21 protein-coding genes and 1 tRNA gene are annotated in these 21,724 nt (G+C 68.6%); 12 read left to right on the plus strand and 10 right to left on the minus strand.

Going from position 1 to position 21,724, the window contains the following annotated elements; translation table 11 throughout:
• Positions 1-122 precede the first annotated feature (122 nt).
• Positions 123-1,370, minus strand: coding sequence for a sterol desaturase family protein (locus K8612_RS19105; RefSeq protein ID WP_223763316.1), 1,248 nt, complete (start codon positions 1,368-1,370; stop codon positions 123-125).
• Between the two features lie 67 nt (positions 1,371-1,437).
• Here K8612_RS19105 and K8612_RS19110 point away from each other — a divergent pair, with 67 nt between their 5' ends.
• Positions 1,438-2,028, plus strand: coding sequence for a Crp/Fnr family transcriptional regulator (locus K8612_RS19110; RefSeq protein ID WP_223738928.1), 591 nt, complete (start codon positions 1,438-1,440; stop codon positions 2,026-2,028).
• A gap of 28 nt (positions 2,029-2,056) precedes the next feature.
• Here the strand turns inward: K8612_RS19110 and K8612_RS19115 are convergent, their stop codons facing one another.
• Positions 2,057-2,632, minus strand: coding sequence for a hypothetical protein (locus tag K8612_RS19115; protein WP_223738927.1), 576 nt, complete (start codon positions 2,630-2,632; stop codon positions 2,057-2,059).
• A 38-nt stretch (positions 2,633-2,670) separates the two neighbouring features.
• On the opposite strand from K8612_RS19115, the gene K8612_RS19120 reads away from it, so the two are divergent.
• The 4 genes from K8612_RS19120 (at position 2,671) to K8612_RS19135 (ending at position 7,557) form a co-directional block, all read left to right on the plus strand.
• The gene (locus K8612_RS19120; RefSeq protein ID WP_223763317.1) at positions 2,671-3,666 is read left to right on the plus strand and encodes a hypothetical protein; all 996 of its coding nucleotides are present in this window, start codon (positions 2,671-2,673) and stop codon (positions 3,664-3,666) included.
• Positions 3,663-5,708 carry a putative metal-binding motif-containing protein gene (locus tag K8612_RS19125; RefSeq protein ID WP_223763318.1) on the plus strand — a complete coding sequence of 682 codons (2,046 nt, stop codon included), beginning with the start codon at positions 3,663-3,665 and terminating at the stop codon, positions 5,706-5,708. Before K8612_RS19120 ends, K8612_RS19125 begins: the two co-directional genes overlap by 4 nt.
• Positions 5,709-5,895: 187 nt before the next feature.
• Positions 5,896-5,972: transfer RNA gene (locus tag K8612_RS19130), tRNA-Asp, on the plus strand.
• Positions 5,973-6,198: 226 nt separating this feature from the next.
• On the plus strand, positions 6,199-7,557 hold the full coding sequence (locus tag K8612_RS19135; protein WP_223738924.1) for a hypothetical protein: 1,359 nt from the start codon (positions 6,199-6,201) through the stop codon (positions 7,555-7,557).
• Between the two features lie 92 nt (positions 7,558-7,649).
• Here the strand turns inward: K8612_RS19135 and K8612_RS19140 are convergent, their stop codons facing one another.
• The gene (locus tag K8612_RS19140) at positions 7,650-8,276 is read right to left on the minus strand and encodes a hypothetical protein (RefSeq protein WP_223763319.1); all 627 of its coding nucleotides are present in this window, start codon (positions 8,274-8,276) and stop codon (positions 7,650-7,652) included.
• A gap of 14 nt (positions 8,277-8,290) precedes the next feature.
• Positions 8,291-9,970 (minus strand): hypothetical protein, encoded by a 1,680-nt coding sequence (locus K8612_RS19145; protein ID WP_223763320.1) that lies wholly within the window; start codon positions 9,968-9,970, stop codon positions 8,291-8,293.
• Between the two features lie 156 nt (positions 9,971-10,126).
• On the opposite strand from K8612_RS19145, the gene K8612_RS19150 reads away from it, so the two are divergent.
• The 3 genes from K8612_RS19150 to K8612_RS19160 all read left to right on the plus strand — a co-directional run bounded on the left by K8612_RS19150 (position 10,127) and on the right by K8612_RS19160 (position 13,680).
• Positions 10,127-11,698, plus strand: a complete 1,572-nt coding sequence (locus tag K8612_RS19150; RefSeq protein ID WP_223763321.1) for a serine hydrolase — start codon at positions 10,127-10,129, stop codon at positions 11,696-11,698.
• Positions 11,699-11,826: 128 nt separating this feature from the next.
• Positions 11,827-12,729, plus strand: a complete 903-nt coding sequence (locus K8612_RS19155) for a bile acid:sodium symporter family protein (protein WP_223763322.1) — start codon at positions 11,827-11,829, stop codon at positions 12,727-12,729.
• Between the two features lie 123 nt (positions 12,730-12,852).
• Entirely contained in the window at positions 12,853-13,680 is an 828-nt protein-coding gene (locus tag K8612_RS19160; RefSeq protein WP_223738919.1) for a biosynthetic peptidoglycan transglycosylase, read from the plus strand.
• Between the two features lie 12 nt (positions 13,681-13,692).
• On the opposite strand, the gene K8612_RS19165 is transcribed toward K8612_RS19160, so the two are convergent.
• The 6 genes from K8612_RS19165 to K8612_RS19190 all read right to left on the minus strand — a co-directional run bounded on the left by K8612_RS19165 (position 13,693) and on the right by K8612_RS19190 (position 19,717).
• A complete protein-coding gene (locus tag K8612_RS19165; RefSeq protein WP_223763323.1) occupies positions 13,693-15,345 on the minus strand; it encodes an O-antigen ligase family protein in 1,653 nt (550 codons plus the stop codon).
• Positions 15,346-15,370: 25 nt separating this feature from the next.
• A complete protein-coding gene (locus K8612_RS19170; RefSeq protein WP_223738917.1) occupies positions 15,371-15,802 on the minus strand; it encodes a hypothetical protein in 432 nt (143 codons plus the stop codon).
• A 340-nt stretch (positions 15,803-16,142) separates the two neighbouring features.
• Positions 16,143-16,382, minus strand: coding sequence for a DUF2188 domain-containing protein (locus K8612_RS19175; protein WP_223738916.1), 240 nt, complete (start codon positions 16,380-16,382; stop codon positions 16,143-16,145).
• Between the two features lie 186 nt (positions 16,383-16,568).
• Positions 16,569-17,288 (minus strand): ABC transporter ATP-binding protein, encoded by a 720-nt coding sequence (locus tag K8612_RS19180; protein WP_171421246.1) that lies wholly within the window; start codon positions 17,286-17,288, stop codon positions 16,569-16,571.
• On the minus strand, positions 17,281-18,495 hold the full coding sequence (locus tag K8612_RS19185) for an FtsX-like permease family protein (RefSeq protein WP_223763324.1): 1,215 nt from the start codon (positions 18,493-18,495) through the stop codon (positions 17,281-17,283). The genes K8612_RS19180 and K8612_RS19185 overlap by 8 nt, the downstream gene beginning before the upstream one ends.
• A 13-nt stretch (positions 18,496-18,508) precedes the next feature.
• On the minus strand, positions 18,509-19,717 hold the full coding sequence (locus tag K8612_RS19190; protein WP_223763325.1) for an efflux RND transporter periplasmic adaptor subunit: 1,209 nt from the start codon (positions 19,715-19,717) through the stop codon (positions 18,509-18,511).
• Between the two features lie 177 nt (positions 19,718-19,894).
• On the opposite strand from K8612_RS19190, the gene K8612_RS19195 reads away from it, so the two are divergent.
• From K8612_RS19195 to K8612_RS19210, 4 genes are all read left to right on the plus strand, one after another.
• A complete protein-coding gene (locus K8612_RS19195; RefSeq protein WP_171421249.1) occupies positions 19,895-20,434 on the plus strand; it encodes a transposase in 540 nt (179 codons plus the stop codon).
• A 10-nt stretch (positions 20,435-20,444) separates the two neighbouring features.
• Positions 20,445-20,750, plus strand: a complete 306-nt coding sequence (locus tag K8612_RS19200; protein ID WP_223763326.1) for a hypothetical protein — start codon at positions 20,445-20,447, stop codon at positions 20,748-20,750.
• A 147-nt stretch (positions 20,751-20,897) separates the two neighbouring features.
• Positions 20,898-21,179, plus strand: coding sequence for a hypothetical protein (locus K8612_RS19205; protein ID WP_223763327.1), 282 nt, complete (start codon positions 20,898-20,900; stop codon positions 21,177-21,179).
• Between the two features lie 278 nt (positions 21,180-21,457).
• On the plus strand, positions 21,458-21,724 hold a 267-nt coding region (locus tag K8612_RS19210), incomplete at its 3' end, for a hypothetical protein (protein ID WP_223763328.1).

Below are 21,724 nucleotides of genomic sequence, written 5' to 3' on the forward strand. Positions count from 1 at the left end.
TTGAGCTGCTTCTGACGGATGGCCCCTCGCTACTCCCCTGGTTCCAGCAGCACCTGGGCCCCGCTCCGTCGAAAGAGCATCAGCTTCCGCCAGGGCTTCCCCCTCCTCCCTGACACGCGCGCTCAGCCTGGAAAGGGATTCGCCTGGGACCTCCGGCTGGCGGCCCCCCGAGCCACGCGCAGCCACACCAGCGAGACCATCAGCCACGCCGCCGTGAGCGCGCTCCACGTCTGGGGCGCGCTCGCCTGGACCAGCCACAGCGTCACGGCCACGCCCATCGCGAGCACCCGGGCCAGCTCCAAGGGCTCGCTCCACGCCTTCGACTCCAGCATCCCGCTCCATGCGGTCGCCATCGCCCAGAGCAGCAGGCTCAACGCGACCTTCTGCCACCCCGACAGCGGCGAGGCATGGTGGCTCACCAGGAGCATGAACGGCATCGACGCGAACAACTGGAAGACGAGGTACCCGCGGACGCCAGGCAGCTCCCGTGATTGGTACTTCACCTCCGCGCCCCCCTGCTTCCAGTACCCCAACGCGCGAGGAGGAAGGTCCGCGGGCCGCCAGCCCGTGGGCATCCCCCAGAGCCGCAGCCGGTCCCAGTGGCTCTTCGTGGCGACGGCGTCCGCGAAGAGCCGGGCCCACGCCTGGAAGTTGATGACCGTCGGGTCCCAGGTGTTCGCCGGGGTGGTCAGCCCGTAGGAGCACGGCTCGGTCTCCTCTTCATACGTGCCGAACATCCGGTCCCAGATGATGAGGAACCCCGCGTAGTTCTTGTCGATGTACGCGTCGTTGCGAGCGTGGTGCACGCGGTGGTGTGACGGCGTGTTCAGCCACGACTCCACCCACCGAGGGAGCTTGGGGATGACCCGCGTATGGGGGATGAACTGGAGCACCAGGTGGAAGGCCACCATCGCCAGCACGGCCTCCGGGGGAAAGCCCACCAGCACCAGCGGCCAGTAGAACAGGAACGAGAAGAGGCGCTGTGTCACGCTCGCGCGCAGGGCCACCGCGTAGTTGAGCTCCTCCGTGGAGTGGTGCGGCGAGTGGGCCGCCCAGCCGATGTTGGTGCGGTGCCCGAAGCGGTGGAACCAGTAGAAGAGGAAGTCGACGCCCAGGAAGAGCGCCACCAGCGCCAGGGGCGACGATACGTCCAGCCTCCACGGCGCGAACTGCCCCAACTGCGTGAAGAGGGGCAGCACCAGCAGCGCCACCGCGACGTTGACGCACTGGTTCATCACCGCCGTGCCCATGCTCGCGATGGAGTCCTGGAAGCTGTAGTAGCCGTTGCGCCGCACCACGCACCAGGCGAACTCGGTCAGGGCCAGGGCAATGACGAAGGGCGTCGCCACGGCATAGACGTTGATGGACATGCCGCCGGTATATGGTTCCCGGCGCGGCCTGCGCCTTAACCCAGGTCAAGCCAGGGTCCTTCGAGACGTGAGATTCCCCAAGCTCTTCGAGCGCCTCGCCACGCTGGCCCCGCTTCCTCCCGAGGAGTGGGTGAAGGCCGAGGCCGTGGCGAAGGAACAGGCGCTCGAGAAGCGGGAGCTCTTCCTGCGTCCAGGGGATGCGGCGGACCGGTTCGCCGTGGTGCTCCAGGGCGTCTTCCGGGGCGTGCGCGTGTCGCCACGCGGAGGCGAATCCATCAAGGCCTTCCGAGCCGAGGGAGAGCTGATTGGCGCCTACGCGGAGATGTTGCAGCGGCGGCCTTCGATGACCGCGATCGAAGCGCTCGAGCCGAGCCGCGTGCTGGTGTTCCAGGCGCGGGACTTCCAGACGCTGGAGCAGGGCCACGTGTGCTGGGAGCGGCTGGCCCGCCGGGTGGCGGAGCAGCACTTCCTCCTCAAGGAGCGCCGTGAGCAGGAGTTCCTGGAGCTGTCCGCGGAGGAGCGACTCGTGAACTTCTGGGAGGAGCATCCCCACCTGAAGGGACGGATTCCCCAGCGCGACGTGGCGGCCTACCTCGGCATCACCGAGGTGGGCCTGAGCCGCATCGTGTCGCGGCGCCGCAAGCGCACCCCGGCGTAGCGAGGATCCGCGAAGGCGCCCTTCCGCACTACGCCTTGGGGAACTTGACGGCGACGGCGGTGACCTTGACCAGCTCGTAGGACTCCTGCCGGTTGAGCAGGTTCGTCTGCTGCGCGACCAGTTGGGCGCGGAACTCCACCTGCCTCGCCTCATGATCGAAGATCGCGTAGACGACGTAGTACCGCGCCTTGCGAACCATCGTCTCCGGGTCGACGGAGAGTTGGACGTCGTCCGGGTTCAGGCTGCTGTCGACGACGCACTTGAAGCCGGCCAGCTTGTGCAGGTTCTGCGAGGCGCTGTCGGTGCGGGCCTCGTGCCGGATGAAGATGCGGCCATCCTGGAACTTGTACCAGAGGCTGCAACCGCTCAGGTTCGCGGTGAAGAAGTACGTGACGGTGTCGGTGGTGAGATCGATCCCGCCCTCCGTGACGTCACCCGACTTCCAGGGCAGGTAGAAGGCATCCGGGGACCTGCTCTCCTCGAGCGTGGCCAGCTCGCGGTCTTCCAGCGTGTCGAACGTCACCGCGTAGACGCCCATGCCGGAGCCAGGAGCGGGACCGAGGATGAGCGGCTTCTGCTTCTGTCTGCCAGATGCGTTTCCCATGAGGCGCATTCATAGCAGCAGGTCCGGCCGTCCGAGCCGTGAATACCATCCAGACTCAAGCCATCACCGGGCGGCATGACCCGCGGGGCACCATCGAGTGGGAGACGGCTCTCATTTCCTCGCCCGTGCGCCCCATGTTAGGAGTTGCCCGGTTCCGGGAGGAGTTCATGCGTTCATCTCAGGCATTGGGGCCGACCCTCTGCTGGGTCTTTCTCATCGTCCTGCCGTCCGTCGGGCTGGCGGCTCCAAGCAGCGAGGTGAAGAGCCACCTGAATGCCATTGCCAACCTCTACGAGGAGCTCGAATTCGAAAGTGCCCTCGGTCAGGTCGCCACGGCACGGCAGCAGGCGAGCGGACCGGAGGACGACGTCGAGCTGTCTCTTTGGGAAGGCCTGCTCCTGGCGGAGTTGATCCGGACGGAGGAGGCTTCCGCCGCCTTCACGTCGGCCCTGGTCCTGCGGCCGGACGCACAGCTCCCCGTGAAGGTGTCGCCCAAGGTGTCGAACCAGTTCGAAGCGCTGCGGAAGGCCGTGAAACGCGCGCAGCAAGCGCGCCGTGACCTCCCCAGTCCCACGCCTGCGCCGCGCCAGACGACGGATGCGCCGCGGGAAGTGGCTCCGCCGTCCTCACCGCCCCGAATCGCGTCTCCGTCCGACATCGCGTCGGCGCCCACCGCGTCCCCGCTCCAGGTGACCCAGGAGGCTCGGACGGGTTCCTTGCGATCCAGGGCCTATATCCCTGCCATTGCCGGTGGCGCGCTCACGGTCGCGGGTGGGATTTCCTGGGCCCTGTCTCGTGGGGAGGCATCAAAGCTTCGCAACGCGGACCCATCCCTGGCGACCTCCGCGGACATTGACCGTTCCGTGCCGCGAGGCCGGACACTGCAAGCCGCGGGCGTGGGCCTGCTGGGGGTCGGTGTCCTGGGGCTGGGGTTGGCGGCGGGCATGTATCTGATGGGGGCTCCCGAGGAGAAGTTCGCCATGCGAATGGGGACGGATGGACGGTCGGCGCTTGTGTATGGGAGGTGGCCATGAGCTTCCCTCGACTGCGCGCGGCGCTGGTCGTGTTCGTGCTCGCGAGCGCGGCCTGTACCGACTTCGACCTGGAAAAGCAGAAGCTGTGCAAGCAATTCCCCGAGCGGTGTGACGCCATGGACGACACGTCCGGAGCGCTGAACGTCACCGTCGGCTACAGCGGCTTCATGCGCGGATGCGTCACGGTGACGGCCACGGACGCGGACAACGCGAGCAACACGAGGAGCCTCGACGTGGCGATCCCCGGCAAGGCGCCGGGCACCGTGTCGGCGGAGGTGTTCCGCAAGAAGGACTGGGGCCGCACGCTGCGCGTGACGGCGCAACTGCGTGAACTCGACTGTTCTGGCCCCGCGGTGGGCGCCGCACAGGAAGCGGCGGCGCAGGTTCCCGCGGAAGGCACGCTGGACGTGGCCTTCACCGTGAGGGCCGTCGATGAGGATGGCGACGGCTACTTCAGCAGCGCCGACGCGGCGGGTGTCGTCAGTGGTACCGATTGCAACGACAGGGACAGCGCCGTGAGCCCCAGCGCCCTTGAGGTGTGCAACGGGAAGGATGACAACTGCACCCTCGGGGAGTCGGACGCGACCGACAAGCAGGTCTGGTACACGGACGCGGACGCGGACGGCTACGGAAGCCTCCGGGTGGAGAGCTGCGTCCAGCCTGTTGGCGCCGTGGCGGTTGGAGGAGATTGCAACGACGCCGACGGGCAGGTCCGGCCGGGTCGGACGGAGTTCCGCTGCGATGGCAAGGATGACAACTGCAATGGCATGAACGACGAGGACTTCAGCGTCGGCTATGACTGCATTGATGTTCAGAAGTGCGTGGGCAAGACCGCGTGTGCGGCCACCCCGAGCCAGGTGGTCTGCACGCGACTCCCGGGGCAGGATCCGGTCGCTTGGTACGTGGACGTCGACGGCGACGGTTCCAAGGGGCAGCTCGCGGGAGTGGGCTGTGAGTCGCCCGTGGACGGCGGTGTTGCCCAGTCCGAGGACTGCGACGAGAGCTCTGTCTACGTCCGGAATGGACTGGCGGAGTCCTGCGACAGGCTGGACAACAACTGCTCCGGAGGCGTGGACGAAGGGTGCGTGCTCCCCGATTGGGCCACCGATGCAGGGGTTCTCGGAGCCGTGGACTCGCTGAAGTCCATTGCCCTTTACGACGACGGGCAGAAGGGCTGGCTCGCGGGCCCGAACAAGCTAGCTCATCTGGACGGTACGAACCCGGGAATCAAGGAGTTCACGGATGCTTCCTGTCGGAAGTCCTGGAATGCGGCCTGGGTCGCCCAGGATGGCCGGGTCTTCGTCGTCGGAGAGGACGGATGGCTTTCGACTCGGAGGCCCGTCGACGGGTCTGAACAGTGTTTCACGCCTCAGGTTGCTACCGACAAGAACAACACGGACTTCAATGGCGTCTTTGGAATTGATGATCCGGTGTCCGGTCCCACCGTCTACGCGGTCGCGAGCAACGGCAAGATCTACCGCTGGTCTCCTCCCTACAATGGAGCAAACGACCTGGCTGAGGTCACGAACGTCCTCGCGAACCTTCGTGCGATCGGTGGCTTGAAGACGGTGAGTTCGCTCGTGGCGGTAGGTGTTTCGGGCGTGGACGGCAAGGCACGGGCGTATCGCGCCAATTCGACAGGGAGCACGTGGACGGAGGAATCTCTCAATGCTCCGGACACAGAATTCGTGCGCGCGGTGCATGTCCTGAACGGTCAATACGCCTATGCAGCAGGCGACAAGGGGCGGGTCTTCGAGTGGATCGGAGGAGCCGGCTGGCATGCCCTGCCGCAGCTCCCCATTACCAACGGTGCAACGGATGCCCCCCAGGTCATGGATGTGCTCGCCTTCAGCAAGAATGGCATTTATGCGGTGACGAGCGCGAACACGATCGAGTTCTTCAATGGCAGTGCTTGGACCACCGTGCACACGGCAGCGCAGCCCCTGAGATCGCTCGATGGCCCCAGGCCTACCCGATTTGCCGCGGCAGGCGACCGCAGCACCGTGGTGAACTTCACGGCTCCCGCCCCGGTGGCCCCCTGACCCCACCGAAACCGGGTGAAGCGCGTCGACCCAATCGGCGCGCGCGTCCCCAGCCCCCGGCGCATGGGCCGAGCCGCCATCCAACCAGCGAGCGCTCCTTCCCACTGTACTTATCCGGTGATCAGCGGTAGATCGGCGCCCGCCCAGGGCGGCAGCCGCAGCACCTGTTCCGCCCAGGAGCGTTTGTGGGGAGTTAGTTCAGTTGGTTAGAACGCCGGCCTGTCACGCCGGAGGCCACGGGTTCAAGTCCCGTACTCCTCGCCAGTCAGAAGGGCCCGGAATCGCAAGGTTCCGGGCCTTTCGCTTTTTCCGCGCAACGGATGGCCTGATGGTGGGTGTGGTCCACCCCCTCTGGCTTTGCCTTCCTGTCCCTTGAGGCCGGTTGCGAAACCATCTCCGTCAGGCTTTAAACTGCCGCCCGTCACGGCCAATGCCTCACAACCAGACACCAACAGGGGGCGTGGCCTCAAGGGCCACGGAACAGACAAGCATGAATACTGCCATTCGATGGATTGGGATGCTGGCCACGTGCGCGTGGCTTGCCGCGTGCCAGGGGATGCCCGAGGAGGGCTCCGAAGTCATCCGCATGGAGATCGCCCTGACAGGGGATGTCTGCGGAGTCAGCTCGGCCAACGCGACAGTCTCCGCGCCGGACATGACGACCCTGGGTCCCGTGGCGCTCCAGGTGACGGATGCGTCCATCCAGGGCCGCATCACCCAGGTCCCGGCGGGCACGGCGCGGACGGTCCAGGTGAACGCGCTCAACGCCTCCGGCCGGGTGGTGTACTCGGGAAGCACCCAGGTGGATGTGGTCGCCGGCAGCGTCACCTCGGCCAACCTCGTCCTGCGCCGCGACCTCACGAACTGCCCCAGCACGCCGGGGACCGGTGGCATCGACATCGTCGGCTCGCTGGAGACGGGCGAGCCGTCCAGCGACGGGGGCACGTCCGACGGTGGCTCGACCCAGGATGGGGGCATCGTCCTCGACGGCGCGCAGCTCGCCTTCAACGTGGATGACGCCACGCTGACCAGCGGGGGCATCATCCACTTCTTCGACCGCAACGCCGACCGGGTCCACCGGCTCGACGTGAAGAACCGCCGCTTCCTGAGCGCCTACGCGGGCACGGCGGACGCCGTGTCCATGGCGGTGACTCCGGACGGGGCCACCACGTACCTGGCCTACACCGGCGGGCGCATGGACGCCTTCTCGAGCGACGGCACCGTCCGCTTCTTCGCCGCGGCGCCGGAGACGGTCTCCAGCATGGTGGTGGCCGGAAACTACCTGTTCACCATCGACGGCTCCGGCGCCTGGGATTCGCACTCGCTCTACCAGCGAGCCACCGGTGCGCGCGTCGCCACGGCCGAGTGGCGCTACTCCGCTCGCGCCCTCGTGTTCTCCCCGGTGAACAAGCGCGTCTACCTGCTCAACGCGGGCGTGTCGCCGACGGACGTGACGATGGTGGACGTGGATCCGGTGGCGGGCACGCTGGGCGCCGAGCGGGACTCGCCGTACCACGGTGACTACAACCTGCCCAACCCCATCCGGCTCCTGCCGGACGAGTCAGGCGTCCTGGTGGGCAGCGGCCTGTTCTTCAACGCCGCCGACCTCACCTACCGCACCAGCATGGGCCTGTCGTTCGTGGACGCCGCCTTCCACAACGGCCGCTACTACCTCATCGACACGGTGGGCAACACGACGCAACTGCGCGTGCTGAGCAGCACCTTCGACATCCTCTCGGCGGGCTACTACCCCGGCCTCGCGAAGCGGGTGTTCGTGCACGACGGTGAGCTGGTGCTCGTCACGGAAGTGCGCACGGGGCAGCTCCAGGTGCGCATCCTCGCGCCGTAAGCCGAAGCACCGCGGATGCAGTCAAAAGCCCAGCAACCCCACCGGGTTGCTGGGCTCTTTCTTCCCTGCGGCGTAGCGGTGGACCCCTTCCGCTACTGCGTGACGTCGACGGTGTAGACGCCGTCGCCGGACGTGGCGGTGCCCGTCACGTGGGTGCTGCCCGGCGTGCGGCGGACCTGGCCGGTGCCGTCGTCCTCGATTTCACCCGTGAGGGTGAGGTCCAGGGTGACGCTGCCCTCCAGGTCCCCGGTCATCTGGAAGGGCCCCTTGAGCGTCCCGGTGAACGTGCCACCCGGGATGTCGCGCAACTGGAGGGTGAGCTCCGGCTGCGCCGCCGTGTCCGCGCTCGAAGCGTAGGTGATGTTCACCGGCTCCTCGTCCCCGCCCGGGAGGATCTCACCGTCGGAGTAGCGGGTCATGCCGATGCGCAGGCGCATGCCCTTGTTGGCCGAGCTGCCCTGGTCCACCTGCCCGGTGACGAGCAGCGTCCCGGAGGCGGCGCCCGTCGTGGACTGGGGCGGGATGTTCGCGCTGGACGCGGCGTTGAAGCCGAGGAAGCCCAACTGCAGGGCCTTGCTCACGGACGGGTCGAGCCCGAGGTACGCGCGGCGGGCCTGCTCGTCCGAGCTGATGTCGTCATCCCCGCAGGCCGTGAGGCCCAGGGACAGGAAGAGGGAACATGCGACGGCGGTCAAGGCACGCGGAAGGGGTGTGAACATGATGGGTGTCTCCGTCATCCGATGGTGCTGTTGCACGTGCAGGGCGTCGTGCCGGTGCAGGCTTCCCCGGTGACCGTCTCGCAACTGAGCAGCGGGCAGCACGGGCTGGTGGTCGAGCAGGCCTGACCGGCGGCGGAGCAGGTCGACCCCTTCTCGCAGGTGCCGACGATGCTCCCACCCGGAATGTTGCAGCCGAGCCCGACGCAGCAGTCCGCGGGCGAGGTGCAGGCCTGGCCCTGCGGCTGACAGGCGCTGGGGGCCGAGCAGGTGCCACTGGTGCAGATGCCGGAGCAGCAGGCGGAGCCCGAGGCGCAGGCCTTCCCGTTCGCGGCGCACGTGCCCGCGTCCGTCCCGCCCGTGCCTCCGTCCTGGGTGCCCGTGCCGCCGTCCGTGCCGCCACCGCCCGGCACGTCCCCGGTACGGCAGGCGTAGCCGAACTCGGAGGCGATGAAGCAGGTGGTGCCGGCGCAGCACTTGGAGGCCTGCGGGTCACAGGGCGTGCCCACGGGATCGCACGTCGTCGTCTTCTGGCAGGTCAGGCCGCCATCCGCGCCGGGCAGGCAGCGCGCGTCGCCGCAGCACTGGTCGGAGAACTGGCACTGCTGGCCCTGCGCGATGCAGCACGGCTCCTCGCCGGTGTAGCCCGTGGGGCAGCCCGCCGGGCAGTTGTTGTTGGGGCAGCCGCCGAAGCAGCGCGGGACGCCGGAGGAGTCCACCTTGCACACGGCCTTCTGACCGTCGCAGCAGGCCTCGCGGGCGTTCACGTCGATGATGCCGCCGTCCGGCAGTTGGCCGCTGCCGCAGATGTTGCCCACCGGGTTGCAGCCATTCGGCTTGTCACAGCGGCTCTCGCGGCAGTCCACCGCGTTGGACAGCTTCTCGCCGCCGCAGCACACGCCGTCGTCGGTGCAGTAGTCGCCCGTGGGACGGCAGCCGCCCACCGGTTGGCACACGGTGGTGCCGAAGCCCAGGTCCACGCACGTGCGCGAGCAGCAGGTGCTGGAGCCCGAGCACGGGTTGCCGTCCTGGAGGCAGCCGCCCGCGCCGCCACCGCTGACCGCCACGCAGCGGCCCGGGGTGCCCGTGTTCTCCTGCGAGCACACACCGCCGCAGCAGTCCGCGCCCTTCATGCACAGGTCGTTGTTGGCCTGGCACGAGTACGCCGCCTTGCAGATTCCTCCCTGGCAGTTGCTGGAGCAGCAGTCCCCCGCGCCGGTGCAGGCCTGGCCCGGTACCTTGCAACTGCTGGTGTTGTTGGAAGGCAGCGCCGCGCACTTGCCGTCCGCGCCGCAGATCTTCGTGCAGCACGCCTCCGCGCTGGCGCACGTGCTGCCCACGTCCAGGCACTGCAGCGTGGAGCACTTGCCGTCCAGGCAACTGTTCGTGCAGCACTCGATGCCGCTGGTGCAGGCCTCACCCGCGGCGGTGCACTGGGCGCTGGGGGCCGGACAGACGCCCGTGTCCGAGCAGAGGCCCGTACAGCACTGGGCGCCCGAGTCCCGGCTGCACGCCGTGCCCTCGCCGAGGCACTGGGAGCCCGGTCCCGCGTCGGGCAGGGGCTGCCCCGCGTCCGTTCCGGCATCCACCGTGACCGGCGGTGAGTCCGGCGGCTTGCCGATGTCTCCACTGCTACAAGCCACGACACCCAGGGCCACACCCAGGGCCCCCAGCAACAGCCAGCGGTTTGCCTTCATCCCCTGGAGACCCCGGACGGTGACGACCGGCCACGCGAGAGCCCCGCCCACGCCCTGATTCCAGGCCCTTGCGGCAGCCGCCCTCCCCGGACCGGCAATCAAAAGGAGGTGCTGGCGTACACACCTCGCGTCCCTCTCCCATCCTTCGGTGACCCCATGCGTCGTTCCCTGTCCTACCTCGTGCTCGCGGTCATCCTGTTCGGCCCGGGAGGCGCGGCCCTCGCGGCGGAGGGGACGAAGAAGCCCGCCACGCAATGGTTGGCCAGCCCGGCCCAGGCGGCCCGCGCGGCGCGCGTGGAGGCGGGCCTGGCCCCGGTCGTCATCGAAGGCGAGAAACCCCAGCGCCTGACGCTCCCGCAGTGGATGGCGCTGTACCGGATCCCCGGGCTGAGCATCGCCGTCTTCGACAAGCACGCCATCGCCTGGGCCAGGACCTATGGCGTGAAGGAGGCGGGTGGCTCGGAGCCCGTCACCCTGGAGACGCTGTTCCAGGCGGGCTCCATCAGCAAGCCGGTGACGGCGCTGGCGGCGCTGCACTTCGTCGAGGCCGGCAAGTGGTCGCTCGACGAGAACATCAACGACAGGCTGCGCTCGTGGAAGGTCCCCGAGAACGACTTCACGAAGGAGCAGAAGGTCACCCTGCGCAGGTTGCTCAGCCACAGCGCGGGGACGACCGTGCATGGCTTCCCCGGGTACGCCGTCGACGCGCCCGTGCCCACGCTGGTGCAGGTGCTGGAGGGCGCGGCGCCCGCGAATACCGCTCCGGTGCGCGTCGACCTCGTCCCCGGGACCAAGACGCGCTACAGCGGCGGTGGCACGTCCATCGTCCAGTTGATGATGGTGGATCAGCTCCAGAAGCCGTTCCCCCAGGTCATGCGGGAGACGGTGCTGAAGCCGCTTGGCATGAGCAGCAGCTCCTACGAGCAGCCCCTGCCTCCGGCCCTCGCCGCCAGGACGGCGACCGGGACGTACGCCAGCGGGAAGAGCGTCGCGGGCCGCTGGCATGTGTACCCGGAGATGGCCGCGGCCGGACTTTGGACCACGCCGTCCGAACTCGCGCGGGTCGCCCTCGAGGTATCCAGCGCGAAGGCGGGGAAGTCCCAGCGCGTGCTGTCGCAAGCGATGACGAAGCAGATGCTGACGCGGCAGTCGGAGGCGTTCGGATTGGGCTTCCAGGTGGAGCCCGGCACCGACCGCTTCTGGCACGGAGGCTCGGACGAAGGCTTCCAGGCCGCGTTCATGGCCTTCGGTGACACGGGCAGCGGCGTGGTCGTCATGGCCAACTCAGACAATGGCTTCCTGCTCTTCGATCGCCTCATCGCCAGCGTCGCGGCCGAGTATGGCTGGACCGCGTTCAAGCCCGAGCCCGTGTCGCCGTCCTCCCAGGTGGATGTGCTCATGCGGCTCAAGGGCGTCGACACCGCGCTCGCCTGGTACACCGCGAAGCACCGCGAGGGCATGAAGGGGCTGGAGTCAGGGCACCTGAACCAGCTCGGCTACCGGTTGCTGGCAGACGGCAAGGGCGCGGAGGCGGTGCGGGTGTTCGAAGCGAACGTGAAGCTCTTCCCGGCGGATGCGAATGCCTATGACAGCCTGGGCGAGGCGCAGCTCCAGCTTGGACAGAAGGAAGAGGCCATCGCGAACTACAGGAAGTCGCTCGCGCTGGACGCGGGGAATGCCAACGCGGTGAAGGTGCTCCAGAAGCTTGGCGTGCCCACCGGGAAGTGAGCGCGGGGCCTCCGCCTGGAGTTGCATCGGCCGCGGGCCCCCTGGGCTGAAGTCCCGGACGCGGTGCGGCGTGGCGCCGCAGGTCGGGATTTCTGGCAGAGTGGAGCGAATCCACCGGGGGGTATTCCATGCAGAGCAACGTCATCACCGAGGTGTTCCTGCCCATCGCGCTGGGCGTGATCATGCTCGGGCTGGGCCTGAGCCTCACCCTCGCGGATTTCCGCCGCGTGGCCCTGTTTCCGCGCGCGGCGCTGGTGGGCCTGGGCTGTCAGACGCTGCTCATGCCCGTGGTCTGTTACGGCATCGCGACCGGCTTCGGGCTGCCTCCGTCGCTCGCCGTGGGGTTGATGTTGTTGTCCGCCACGCCCGGTGGCGCGACCGCGAACCTCTTCAGCCACCTGGCCAAGGGCGATGTCGCGCTGAACGTCAGCCTGACGGCGGTCAACAGCGTGCTGTCGCTGTTCACGTTGCCGCTCATCGTGAACCTCTCCGTGTCGCACTTCATGGGCGAGGAGCGGGCCATCCCCTTGCAGTTCGCGAAGATCCTCCAGGTGTTCGGCATCGTCCTGGTGCCCATCTCGCTGGGCATGTGGGTGCGCGCGATGCGGCCCTCGCTCGCGCAGGGATTGGACCGGCCCGTGCGCATCCTGTCGGCGCTGTTCCTGGTGCTCGTGGTGGCCGGGGCGGCGCTCAAGGAGCGGGACCAGGTGGTGACGTACTTCCAGAGCGTGGGGCTCGCGGCGCTGGCCTTCAACCTGGCCAGCATGGCGGTCGGCTTCGTGGTGCCCATGCTGCTGCGCATCGAGCGCAAGCAGGCGGTGGCCATCGCGATGGAGGTGGGCATCCACAACGGCACGCTGGCCATCGCCATCGCGTCCAGCCCCCGGCTGCTCAATGACGGCGTGATGGCCATCCCCGCGGCCATCTACAGCATCATCATGTTCTTCACCGCCGGAGTGTTCGGCGCCCTGGTCGCCCGGAAGCAGGCCGCGAGCGCGGCTGCGGTGGACCTGCATCCCCAGTCTCATTGAGGGACTTCGGCGGTCCTCTATTTGGACGTGTCCCGGAGCAGCCCCAGCAGGCGAAGCATCTCCAATTAAAGTGAAAGCATGCGAGTCGGCCTTTTGAAGCGGGTAATCAGGTGCACCCTTCTGATGGCCTCTGTCGCGTGCGTGTTCGCCCTCATTTATGTCGCCTGGCTCTGGGTCGACACCCCTGACGTCACCCACCTCAAGACGCAGCGGCCCTCGACCACGGCCTTGATGTGGCTCAGGGAACGGGAACGGGCGCCCCAGGCCCGGCTCCTTCCGGAGGACTGGATCCCGGTTGAGCACATGCCTCTGCTCGCGTGTGCCGTTGTGAAGGCGGAGGACAGGATGTTCTTCCGTCATGGTGGCTTCGACTGGCACGAGACGCGGGTCGCGCTCTGGCAGGCGTGGCGCACGGGACATCTGCGCGGGGCGAGCACGATGACCGCGCAGCTCGCCCGCACCCTGTTCCTCTCACCCGAACGGTCCCTTGAACGGAAGCTGCGGGAGGCCTTCCTGGTACAGGACCTTGAGAAGGCTCTCTCAAAGAGAGACATCCTGGAGCTCTACCTCAACACCATCGAGTGGGGAGACGGCGTCTACGGGGCCGCCGACGCCGCCCGTCAGTATTTTGGAAAACCGCCTGACGTACTCGACCCTTTCGAAGCAGCAACGCTGGCGAGCCTCATCCCGGCGCCAGGAGCGCCGCTGGTTGGCAAGAACCTCGACCGCTTCAACCGCTCCCACGCCAGGGTGCTTCGCCAGCTCTACCGCTCACGCATCATCACGCAGGAAGAGCGTGACGCGGCGGAAGCTTCGCGGCGGACAGGTCTGTCTGACGCGGCAACCACTCCCTGGCCAACACACCATGCATGGGTGCCACGGCATGACCTGATGCCCTTCCTGGACCAGGAGTGTGGCCTCGAAGACGAGCTCGCGAATCGGCGGCACTGAGTCGAGGAAGGCCTACGGGTTCGCGGAGGAGGCCGTCTCCAGCAGGCGCAGGACGGTGCCGCAGTCATGATGGGTTGAGCCCTGGAGCCTGGAGGCGAGATGGGGCTCCACCGCGTCGGCCCTCCGTGCGAACGCCAGGGCAGAGGGCAGATCGCCTCGCGACTCCGCGCACCTGGCTGCGACACAGAGCAACCCCACCAGATGCGGGGCCTCCGCGATGGCACGATCCAACAGGGGCGCCGCCGCCACGCAGTCACGGCTCCGGGACAAGCGAAGCGCCGCCCGGGAGAGTGCTTCGACATGCGCCGTGGCGACAAGAGCCTGCCTCGGGCCCAGGGTCGCGATCAGGTAGTAACGCCCCAAACACCACGTCCCTCCGGCAATCAGCAGCGCCAGGATGACGAAGGCCTTTCTACGTACGGAAGAGGTGAACACACACGGCGTTCCCTCCGCCATCGCGAGGCCGACGAGCACGCCCCCTGCGGCAAGCTGTTCCGCATGCAGCAGCGGTTGGTCGAAGACGGCATGGACGCCGAAGACGGTCAGCGCCGCTCCAAGCCCAGGCACGGTGGCGGCCCTGACTCGCCTCGCGACGGTCCAGGAGAACGCCCCCCAGGCAGTAAGGCCGAGCAGCCCCGTCTCCGCGAGGATCCGCAGCAGGTCGGACCGTGGGGCCCGTCCATCTCCATAGGGAGGAGGATGCAGGCCCGCTTCATGGGCGAATCGTGAGCTGGCGTCCGTCCATGCCGTGGGGCCCATGCCGAGAAGGGGCGCGGAGGCAACGATGGAGCGGGTGACCATGGCTTGCCCGACGCGATAGCGCCCCGACCCCTGGTCGTGCTCCGCGATTCTCATGAGAGATGCCGCGAAGGGAGAGGACTCCTGCCAGCGCAATCCCGGCCAGGGGACCAGGACTGCCAGCCCCACGGCGAGCACCAGCAGTAGCAGGACTCGAGACAGTCGCGTGCGGAGGTCCGCGCCCATGGGTCCACGAAGCAGGCCGAACCCGGCCAGGACCACCGCGATCCCGAGCCCCAGCCACACACTGCGACATCGCGTGAGCACGACGATGATGACCAGGAGCACCGTCGAAGCGCCCCAGGCGATACCCTTGCCACGAGCAAAGCGGGCGATTGCGAGCGGGAGGATGAGCCCGACGAAGCCCGCGACCTGATTGCGCCCACCGAGGGTCGATGCGGGCCGCCGGAGGTCAACCCAGGGCAATTCCAGGCCCAATGCCTCCAGCAACGCCACGGCCGCCACGACCACCGCCACACCCGTGAGCAGCGCGACGAGCCGGTCGCGCTCCGGGGCGTCTCTGGCGAGCCGGGCAGTCACCACCGCGATGATCAACGCCGAGGCCTCGGCCGCGATGCGTTCAAGGCCGAGCTGAAGTGACGCCGTGCCAGCCATGGTGGACACGAGGCCCACCAGAATCATCCCGGCCCAGGCCAATACCGGGGCGGAAATTCCAGGGGGCTCCCGTCGGGAGAGGCCCCCGTGGAGCGCGAGCATCAGGGCGAACACTCCGAGCGCCAGACGTTTGGGGACGTAGACTCCGTCCCCGGCCTCCAGCCCCTCCGCACCGATGAGCAGCGCAGTGGAGACGAGGACGCACCCGACCAGCGCGCGCTCGATGCTGACGGCCTCCCAACGTGAGTCCATTCAGTGGCCCCTGCTCGGATTGAGGTTACTCCTCTTCCGCGCACGTGCCGTTGTTACAGACATAGCCGGGTTCGCAGTTGAAGTCGTTGTTGCAATCTCCGCAGTTACCCTGACCAAGACAATCGGGAACACACTCGGTGCCCTCGCAGTAGTATCCCGTTTCGCAGCCTGTGTTCATGCAGTTGTCCGGGTCGTCGATGCACATCCCGTCCATACAGGTCTCCCAAGGCCAGCAGAGGACCTGCTCACAGGGGTCTGGTTCGGGTGGCGCTTCGATGCAGAAACCCTGCGCCGAGTCGCAAATTTCGCCTGCATCGCAGGGCGTAAAAACATCACAGGCGGCGCCGACGACACGCTGGCGGGCATTAGACAAATGATTGTCGGGAACTGTTGCCCCACAACTGAGCGTTCCCACAGCCACCACCAGTGCAGCCCACTCGCGAATGTGCTTCGTCATGGTGCCTCGCCTCCCTGGATGCCGCGTGGCACGTCTGCGTCCATGCGGGACAGGGATTGTCCTTACAAAGAATCCACGGTTCAACAGGTTCTCGCGGATGCCCGAACAGGCAAGGCCCGGACTCCACGGGGACGGGCCTGCGCAGGGTCTCGTGGAACGACGGGCACCTGGCGCCGCTGAGTCATCGGCCTGCCATAGCCACTCCGCACAATGCGACGCGGGGACGATACGGCGAGCCCAAAACTAAAACGGACTGGAGGCTCCGAAAGCCCCCAGTCCGTCACCAGTTCATGCACATCCAGCTTCGTTTATTGGCAGCTACCGACTGCAATCGACGCTGCTACCCCTTGGACGAAGCAGGGTCGTTGCCGTAGCTGTTCTTCTCTCCAATGGTGCCATCACGCTTGTGGATGGTGTGCTCGACGCCCTGCTCTTTCGCCTGAGACCTTCCAGCATCCTCGGCCCGATCCTTGAGCCGGTGCGTGCTGAGGATCTTGCCGTCTTGCTGATTCACCCATCCGCTGCCGTTCGGGTTGGGAGTCGTGTGCACGCCGCCACCGCGGTTCGTGTTCTTCGCCACCTGCGTACCTCGGCCCGGAGCACTACGCCCACGCGCGGACGCGGATCGACGTGGAGGACTTCATCGACTGCCAGGTCGCGCGGCTCTCCCTGGGCAACGACTGGCGGCTGCGCGTGACGAACCCCCTCCCGGACGCGCCCGCCGGGAAGGACGGCCGCTGGCGGTGGCTCGTCTACGCCCTCCACGCTACCCGGGCGTCGGTGCCGGCGGAGACGGCACGTGGGGGAGGTCGCTCGCGATGCGGCCATCCACCACGGAGATGATGCGGTCACAGCGCCCCGCCAGCCGCGCGTCGTGCGTGACGATCAGGAAGGTGGTGCCGTGCTCGACGTTGAAGCGGCGCAGGAGCGCGAAGACCTCGTCCGCCGTCCGCGTGTCCAGGTTCCCGGTGGGCTCGTCCGCGAGCACCAGCCGGGGCCTGGGGGCGAGCGCCCGGGCGATGGCCACGCGCTGCTGCTGGCCTCCGGAGAGGGCGTTGGTCAGGTGGTGGGCGCGCGAGGCCATCCCCACCTCCTCCAGCAGCCCCAGGGCCCGCTCGCGCATCCACGGCTCCTGCCGGCCACGCTGGGCCATGAGCGGCATCATCACGTTCTCCACCGCGGTGAAGGCAGGCAGCAGGTGGTGGAACTGGAAGACGAAGCCCAGGGTGCGGCCGCGCGCGACGGAGCGCCGGGTGTCATCCAGTTGGGACGTGTCCTCGCCCGCCAGCACGATGCGGCCCCCGGTGGGGCGGTCCAGCAGGCCGATGAGGTTGAGCAGCGTGCTCTTGCCGGAGCCGGACGGCCCGATGAGGGCCGCGAACTCGCCGGTGTCCACGCGCAGGTGGATGCCATGCAGCACCGGGGTGATGACCGTCTCACCGTAGGACTTGGTGACGCCCTCCAGCTCCAGCACCGGCTCAGCCATTGCGGATCACCGTGGCGGGGTCCAGCCGCGCGGCGCGACGGGCCGGCGCGACGGCCGCCAGCAGCCCCGTGGCGAGCGCCACCGTCCCCGCCGACAGCAGCAGCGTGGGGGTGACGGCCACGGGGAAGCGCGGCGAGCCATCCGGGTTGAGCGCCAGCGTGGCGAAGAACATCGCGAGGCCCGTGCCCAGCGCGCCGCCGAAGACGGCGCCCACCGCGCCCACCAGGACCCCCTGGATGAGGAAGATGCGGGTGATGCGGCCGGTGGGCGTCCCCATCGCCTTGAGGATGCCGATCTCACGCGACTTCTGCACCACGCTGACCACGAGCACGCTGGCGATGCCCAGCGCCACGGCGACGAGGACGAAGAGCTGGATCATGTAGCTGCTCGAGCTCTGGCTGCGCAGCGCCACCAGCAACTGCCGGTTGAGCTCCATCCAGCTCTCCGCCTTCTGCCCGGTGGCCAGCGCCGCGTCGCGCGCGATGCGTTCGGCCTGGAAGACGTCCGTCACCCGCGTCTCCAGCGCCGTCACCCCGCCGGGCAGGCCCAGCAGCGTCTGCGCGCTCTTGAGGGGCAGCAGCACCCAGCGCGCGTTGACCTCGTTGCTCCCCAGGTCGAACACCCCGACGATGGCGAAGCGCTGCCCTTGCGTGGTGGCGGTGCCCACACGGAGCGTGTCGCCCACGGTGACGCCCAGTTGCCGCGCCAGCTCCGTGCCGATGAGCACCTCGCCGCCTCCCAGCCGGCACCCGCCCAGCACCACGCGGGGGCACACGTCGATGATCCGGTTGCTGCTCTCCAGGTCGATGCCCCGGAGGACGACGCCCCGGTTGGCGCCGCCGTTGAGCGCGAAGCCGGAGCCGGACGCCACCGGGGCCACGGCCTCCACGCCCTCCATCGCCTCCAGGGTCCCGCGCACGCCCGGCCAGTTCTCCAGCGCGATGAGCCGCTGCGGCGGACGCTGCACCCGGGCGGCGACCGCCACGTCCGCGGGCGCGAGCGTGACGGGCACCTCATCCGGACGCCGCACGATGACGTGGGGCTGGCTGCCGAGCGTCTGCTTCACCAGCGTCGCCTGCAGGCCGGTGATCAACGCGGAGAGGAAGACGAGCACCGCCACGCCCACCGCCACGCCCGCGAGGATGAGCACCGTCTGGAAGCGCCCCTCGCGCAGGAAGCGCACCGCGACCATCCACTCGAAGGGCATGTGCCGGCTCCGCTCAGGGATGCGGGCGGACGCGCGCGCCCTCGCGCACGGCCTGCTCGGAAGGAAGGATGACCTGCTCGCCGCGCTCCAGGCCGCGGGCCACCTCCACGGCCCCCTCCCCTCGCAGGCCCAGCACCACCGGGACGCGCGTGGCCCGGCCGTCCCGCACGGCCAGGACCCAGGGCGCGGCCCCCTGCGCGTCGCGCACCGCCCCGGTGGGCAGCACGAGCGCCGGGTCGCGGCGGCCCGTCTCCACGGAGATGGACACCGTCATGTCCGGGCGCAGGGACGGCGGCGGAGCGGGCACGTCGAAGCGCACCGTCACCGTGCCGCGCTCGGCGTCCACCTCGGGGGCGAGGTAGCGCAGCGTCGCGTCGAAGACCTCACCGGGGAAGGCGTCGGTGCTGACGCGCGCCGGCTGGCCGGGCTTGAGCTGCGCGAGGCTGCGCTCGTCGGGCGCGGCCTCCAGCTCCTTGCGCAGGTCCCTGGCGAGCAGCACGAGCGCGGTCCCCGGCTGCACCGAGTCACCGGGCTCCACGAGCCGCCGCAGCACCGTGCCGGCCGCGGGTGCGCGGATGCGGGCATGGTCCAGGCGCGTCTGGGCGGCGAGCAGCGCGGCCTCGGCCTGCATCACGGTGGCCTGCGCGAGCGCGCGCTCCGTCCCGCCGGGGCTCGCGCTGAGCGCCTGGAGATCCGCGGATTCGGAGCGGGCCCGGGCCTGCTCCAAGGCACTGCGCGCGTCGTCGACTTGGGCCTGCGAGGCCGCGCCCCCCGCGCTGAGCTGCTGGAAGCGCTCGTATTGGAGACGGGTGCGCTCCAGCTCCGCGCGAGCCTGGACCTGCGCGGCACCGGCCACCCGCGCGCCCACCGTGCGCAGTTGCGCGAGCCGGGCCTGCGCCTCCGCCAGCACGCCACGCGCCCGCAGCGCTTCGGCCCGCAGCTCGGCGTCCTCCAGGGCCACGAGGAGCTGCCCGGGCTCCACGGCCTCGCCCTCCTCCACCGGCAGTTGGACCACGGTCCCCGGCACGAGCGCGGCCAGCGTCGCCGTCCCGGGCGAGCGCACCCGACCGCTCATCACCACCAGTTGCACCAGCGGGCGCGACTCCACCGTCGCCACCGCGACGCCGGTGCCCAGCACGTGACGGACGAGGCCTCCTCCCACGAGGAGCGCCACGAGGGCTCCCGCGACGAGGATGCGATGCTGCTTCGACCGGCGCGGCATCGGCTTCGGCAGCCTCCAGGGCCCGGGCCTCCCGGGAGGGGAGGACGCGCGGACCCCAGTCTACGCTGTGTCGGAGGCCGCGTCCTTCCTCCTCTGCCATCCCATTCCAGGACACCTTCCGCGCCCTCCCGCTGGACTCCCTGCCGGAGTGGTGGAGGAAGTGACAGGGAGGGCACGTTGGGTGCGCGCGCGGTGGCGAGCCGGGCCGTCCAGGCCGTGCGCGAGGCAGTCGGCGAGGACAAGCCCTTCAACGAGTTGGGGGCACTGCTGGACGAGTTCACGGACGTGCAGGTGGCTGACTCCACGTGCCAACTACTGCGGCGACTGGCGGCCGACTGGGCCCCGTCCACCAGCGAGGCACGGCCGGCCGCCTTCAAGTGGCACGCACTGGTGTCGCTGCGCGACGAGTTGCCGGTGGCCGATAAGGCCCTGGGCTACCTGGGGAGCCTCTGGCCGGGGCTGACGCGCTTCCTTGACGACGCTCTCGTCCCCCTGGACAACAACGCCACCGAGAGGGCCCTGCGCGGGCCGGTGGTGGGCCGCAAGAACCACTACGGCAGCCGCAGCCGCCGCGGCACCGAGGTGGCCGCCATCCTCTACAGCCTGCTGGAGTCGGCGAAGCGGTGCGGCGTCGAGCCCAAGGCCTACCTGCGCGCGGCCGTGCTGGCGGCGCTCCACGGCGAGCCGCCACTGCTCCCGCACGCGGCCGCCAGTTGAAAGGGACACCATGGCCGCGAAGATTTCCGAAACCCTCCTGGAGTACGTCGCGCCACTGCTCGCCCATCTGCCGCCGGGCGCGTCGCTTCAGCAGCAGCAGAGCTTCCTCCGGGGGGTCATCACCGCCTGGAATGCGCTGGTGGTGGTGCAGTGGGGAGAGCCGGACCTGCTGCCTGACGTCTACCGCCGGCTGGAGGCCATGCCCCAACCCGGCCGGGCCACGATGCGCGCGATGGTGGACGCGCTCGTGGAGCGCAAGCGACGGCACTTCGCGGACGACCTGCGCGCCGTGGGACGCTGGGAGAGCTGCGCGTGAAGGCGGACGGCGAAGTCTCCCTCTGGGCTGAGGCTCGCGGCCCGTCGCGCTGAGACGACTCACCCAGCAATCATTCGCAGAACCTCTGCGTCAACCTCGCTCTCGACGGGCTCGGGCGAGGACTTACGCTTCTCGACCGCTGCGGATATGGAAGCGCTGCTGCTGGCCCTGCTCGCGAGTCGGGGGGCCTACAGCGGCGCGGACGCCGTGAAGGAAGTCCAGCAGGCGCTGCTTGACGGCGGCGAGGCGCTGGAGGAGTTGGACCTGCTGGAGGAGGACGAGGGTGGCATTTCCCCTGCGTTCCCGCCTCTTGGCCCGGACGACATCCGGACAGCGCCGCGGCCATTGTCCTCCGTGGACGAGACACCTACGGAGCCGGGGTTGGGCGCCTTGCGCCTCGCGAAGGACGATCCTCCAGAAGGACCGTGAGCGCACCGGGGCGCAGCCCTGTCCCTCCCGCCCCTGCCCCCTTCATGCAGACGTTTGTCGCGTCTGCGTGCGTCACCGACTTCCAACACAGTTCGATGCTGGGTCGGACGAAACACCGTCTTCGATATTTTCGTCACGGATTACTCATGGGGCCACTGCGACTCGCGAGGGCCTGGAGTCAGCCAATCTGCGCTTGTGTTGACTTTAATTAAATTCATGACTAATCCGCGCCACCCTTTTGTCCTCCCAGGCGCCGGCCGGGATTAAGGTGGAGCGGAATGGCTATTTTAAAGTTGGTTGGCATTTCTGTGTTTCTGTTTTTGTTCTCGGGGCCCTTGCTTCCGGCTCTCGCCGCTGAGAGGCTTGTTATTACGAACACCGAGATTGATTACGGCCCTGGCAAGTTGCTGATTTATGCTCAGAACATCGGCCGTGGCCTACCTGTGGTCGAACTTGCAGGGGTGCCCCCATCCGCTTCCGGTTTAGCCGCCGCTCCCGAGAGAAGCCTCACGCTTCCGTCGTTCGCGCTCTCGGCGCTGCTGGCG

Source organism: Corallococcus sp. AS-1-6 (assembly GCF_020037015.1).
In the GTDB taxonomy this organism is placed as follows: domain Bacteria; phylum Myxococcota; class Myxococcia; order Myxococcales; family Myxococcaceae; genus Corallococcus.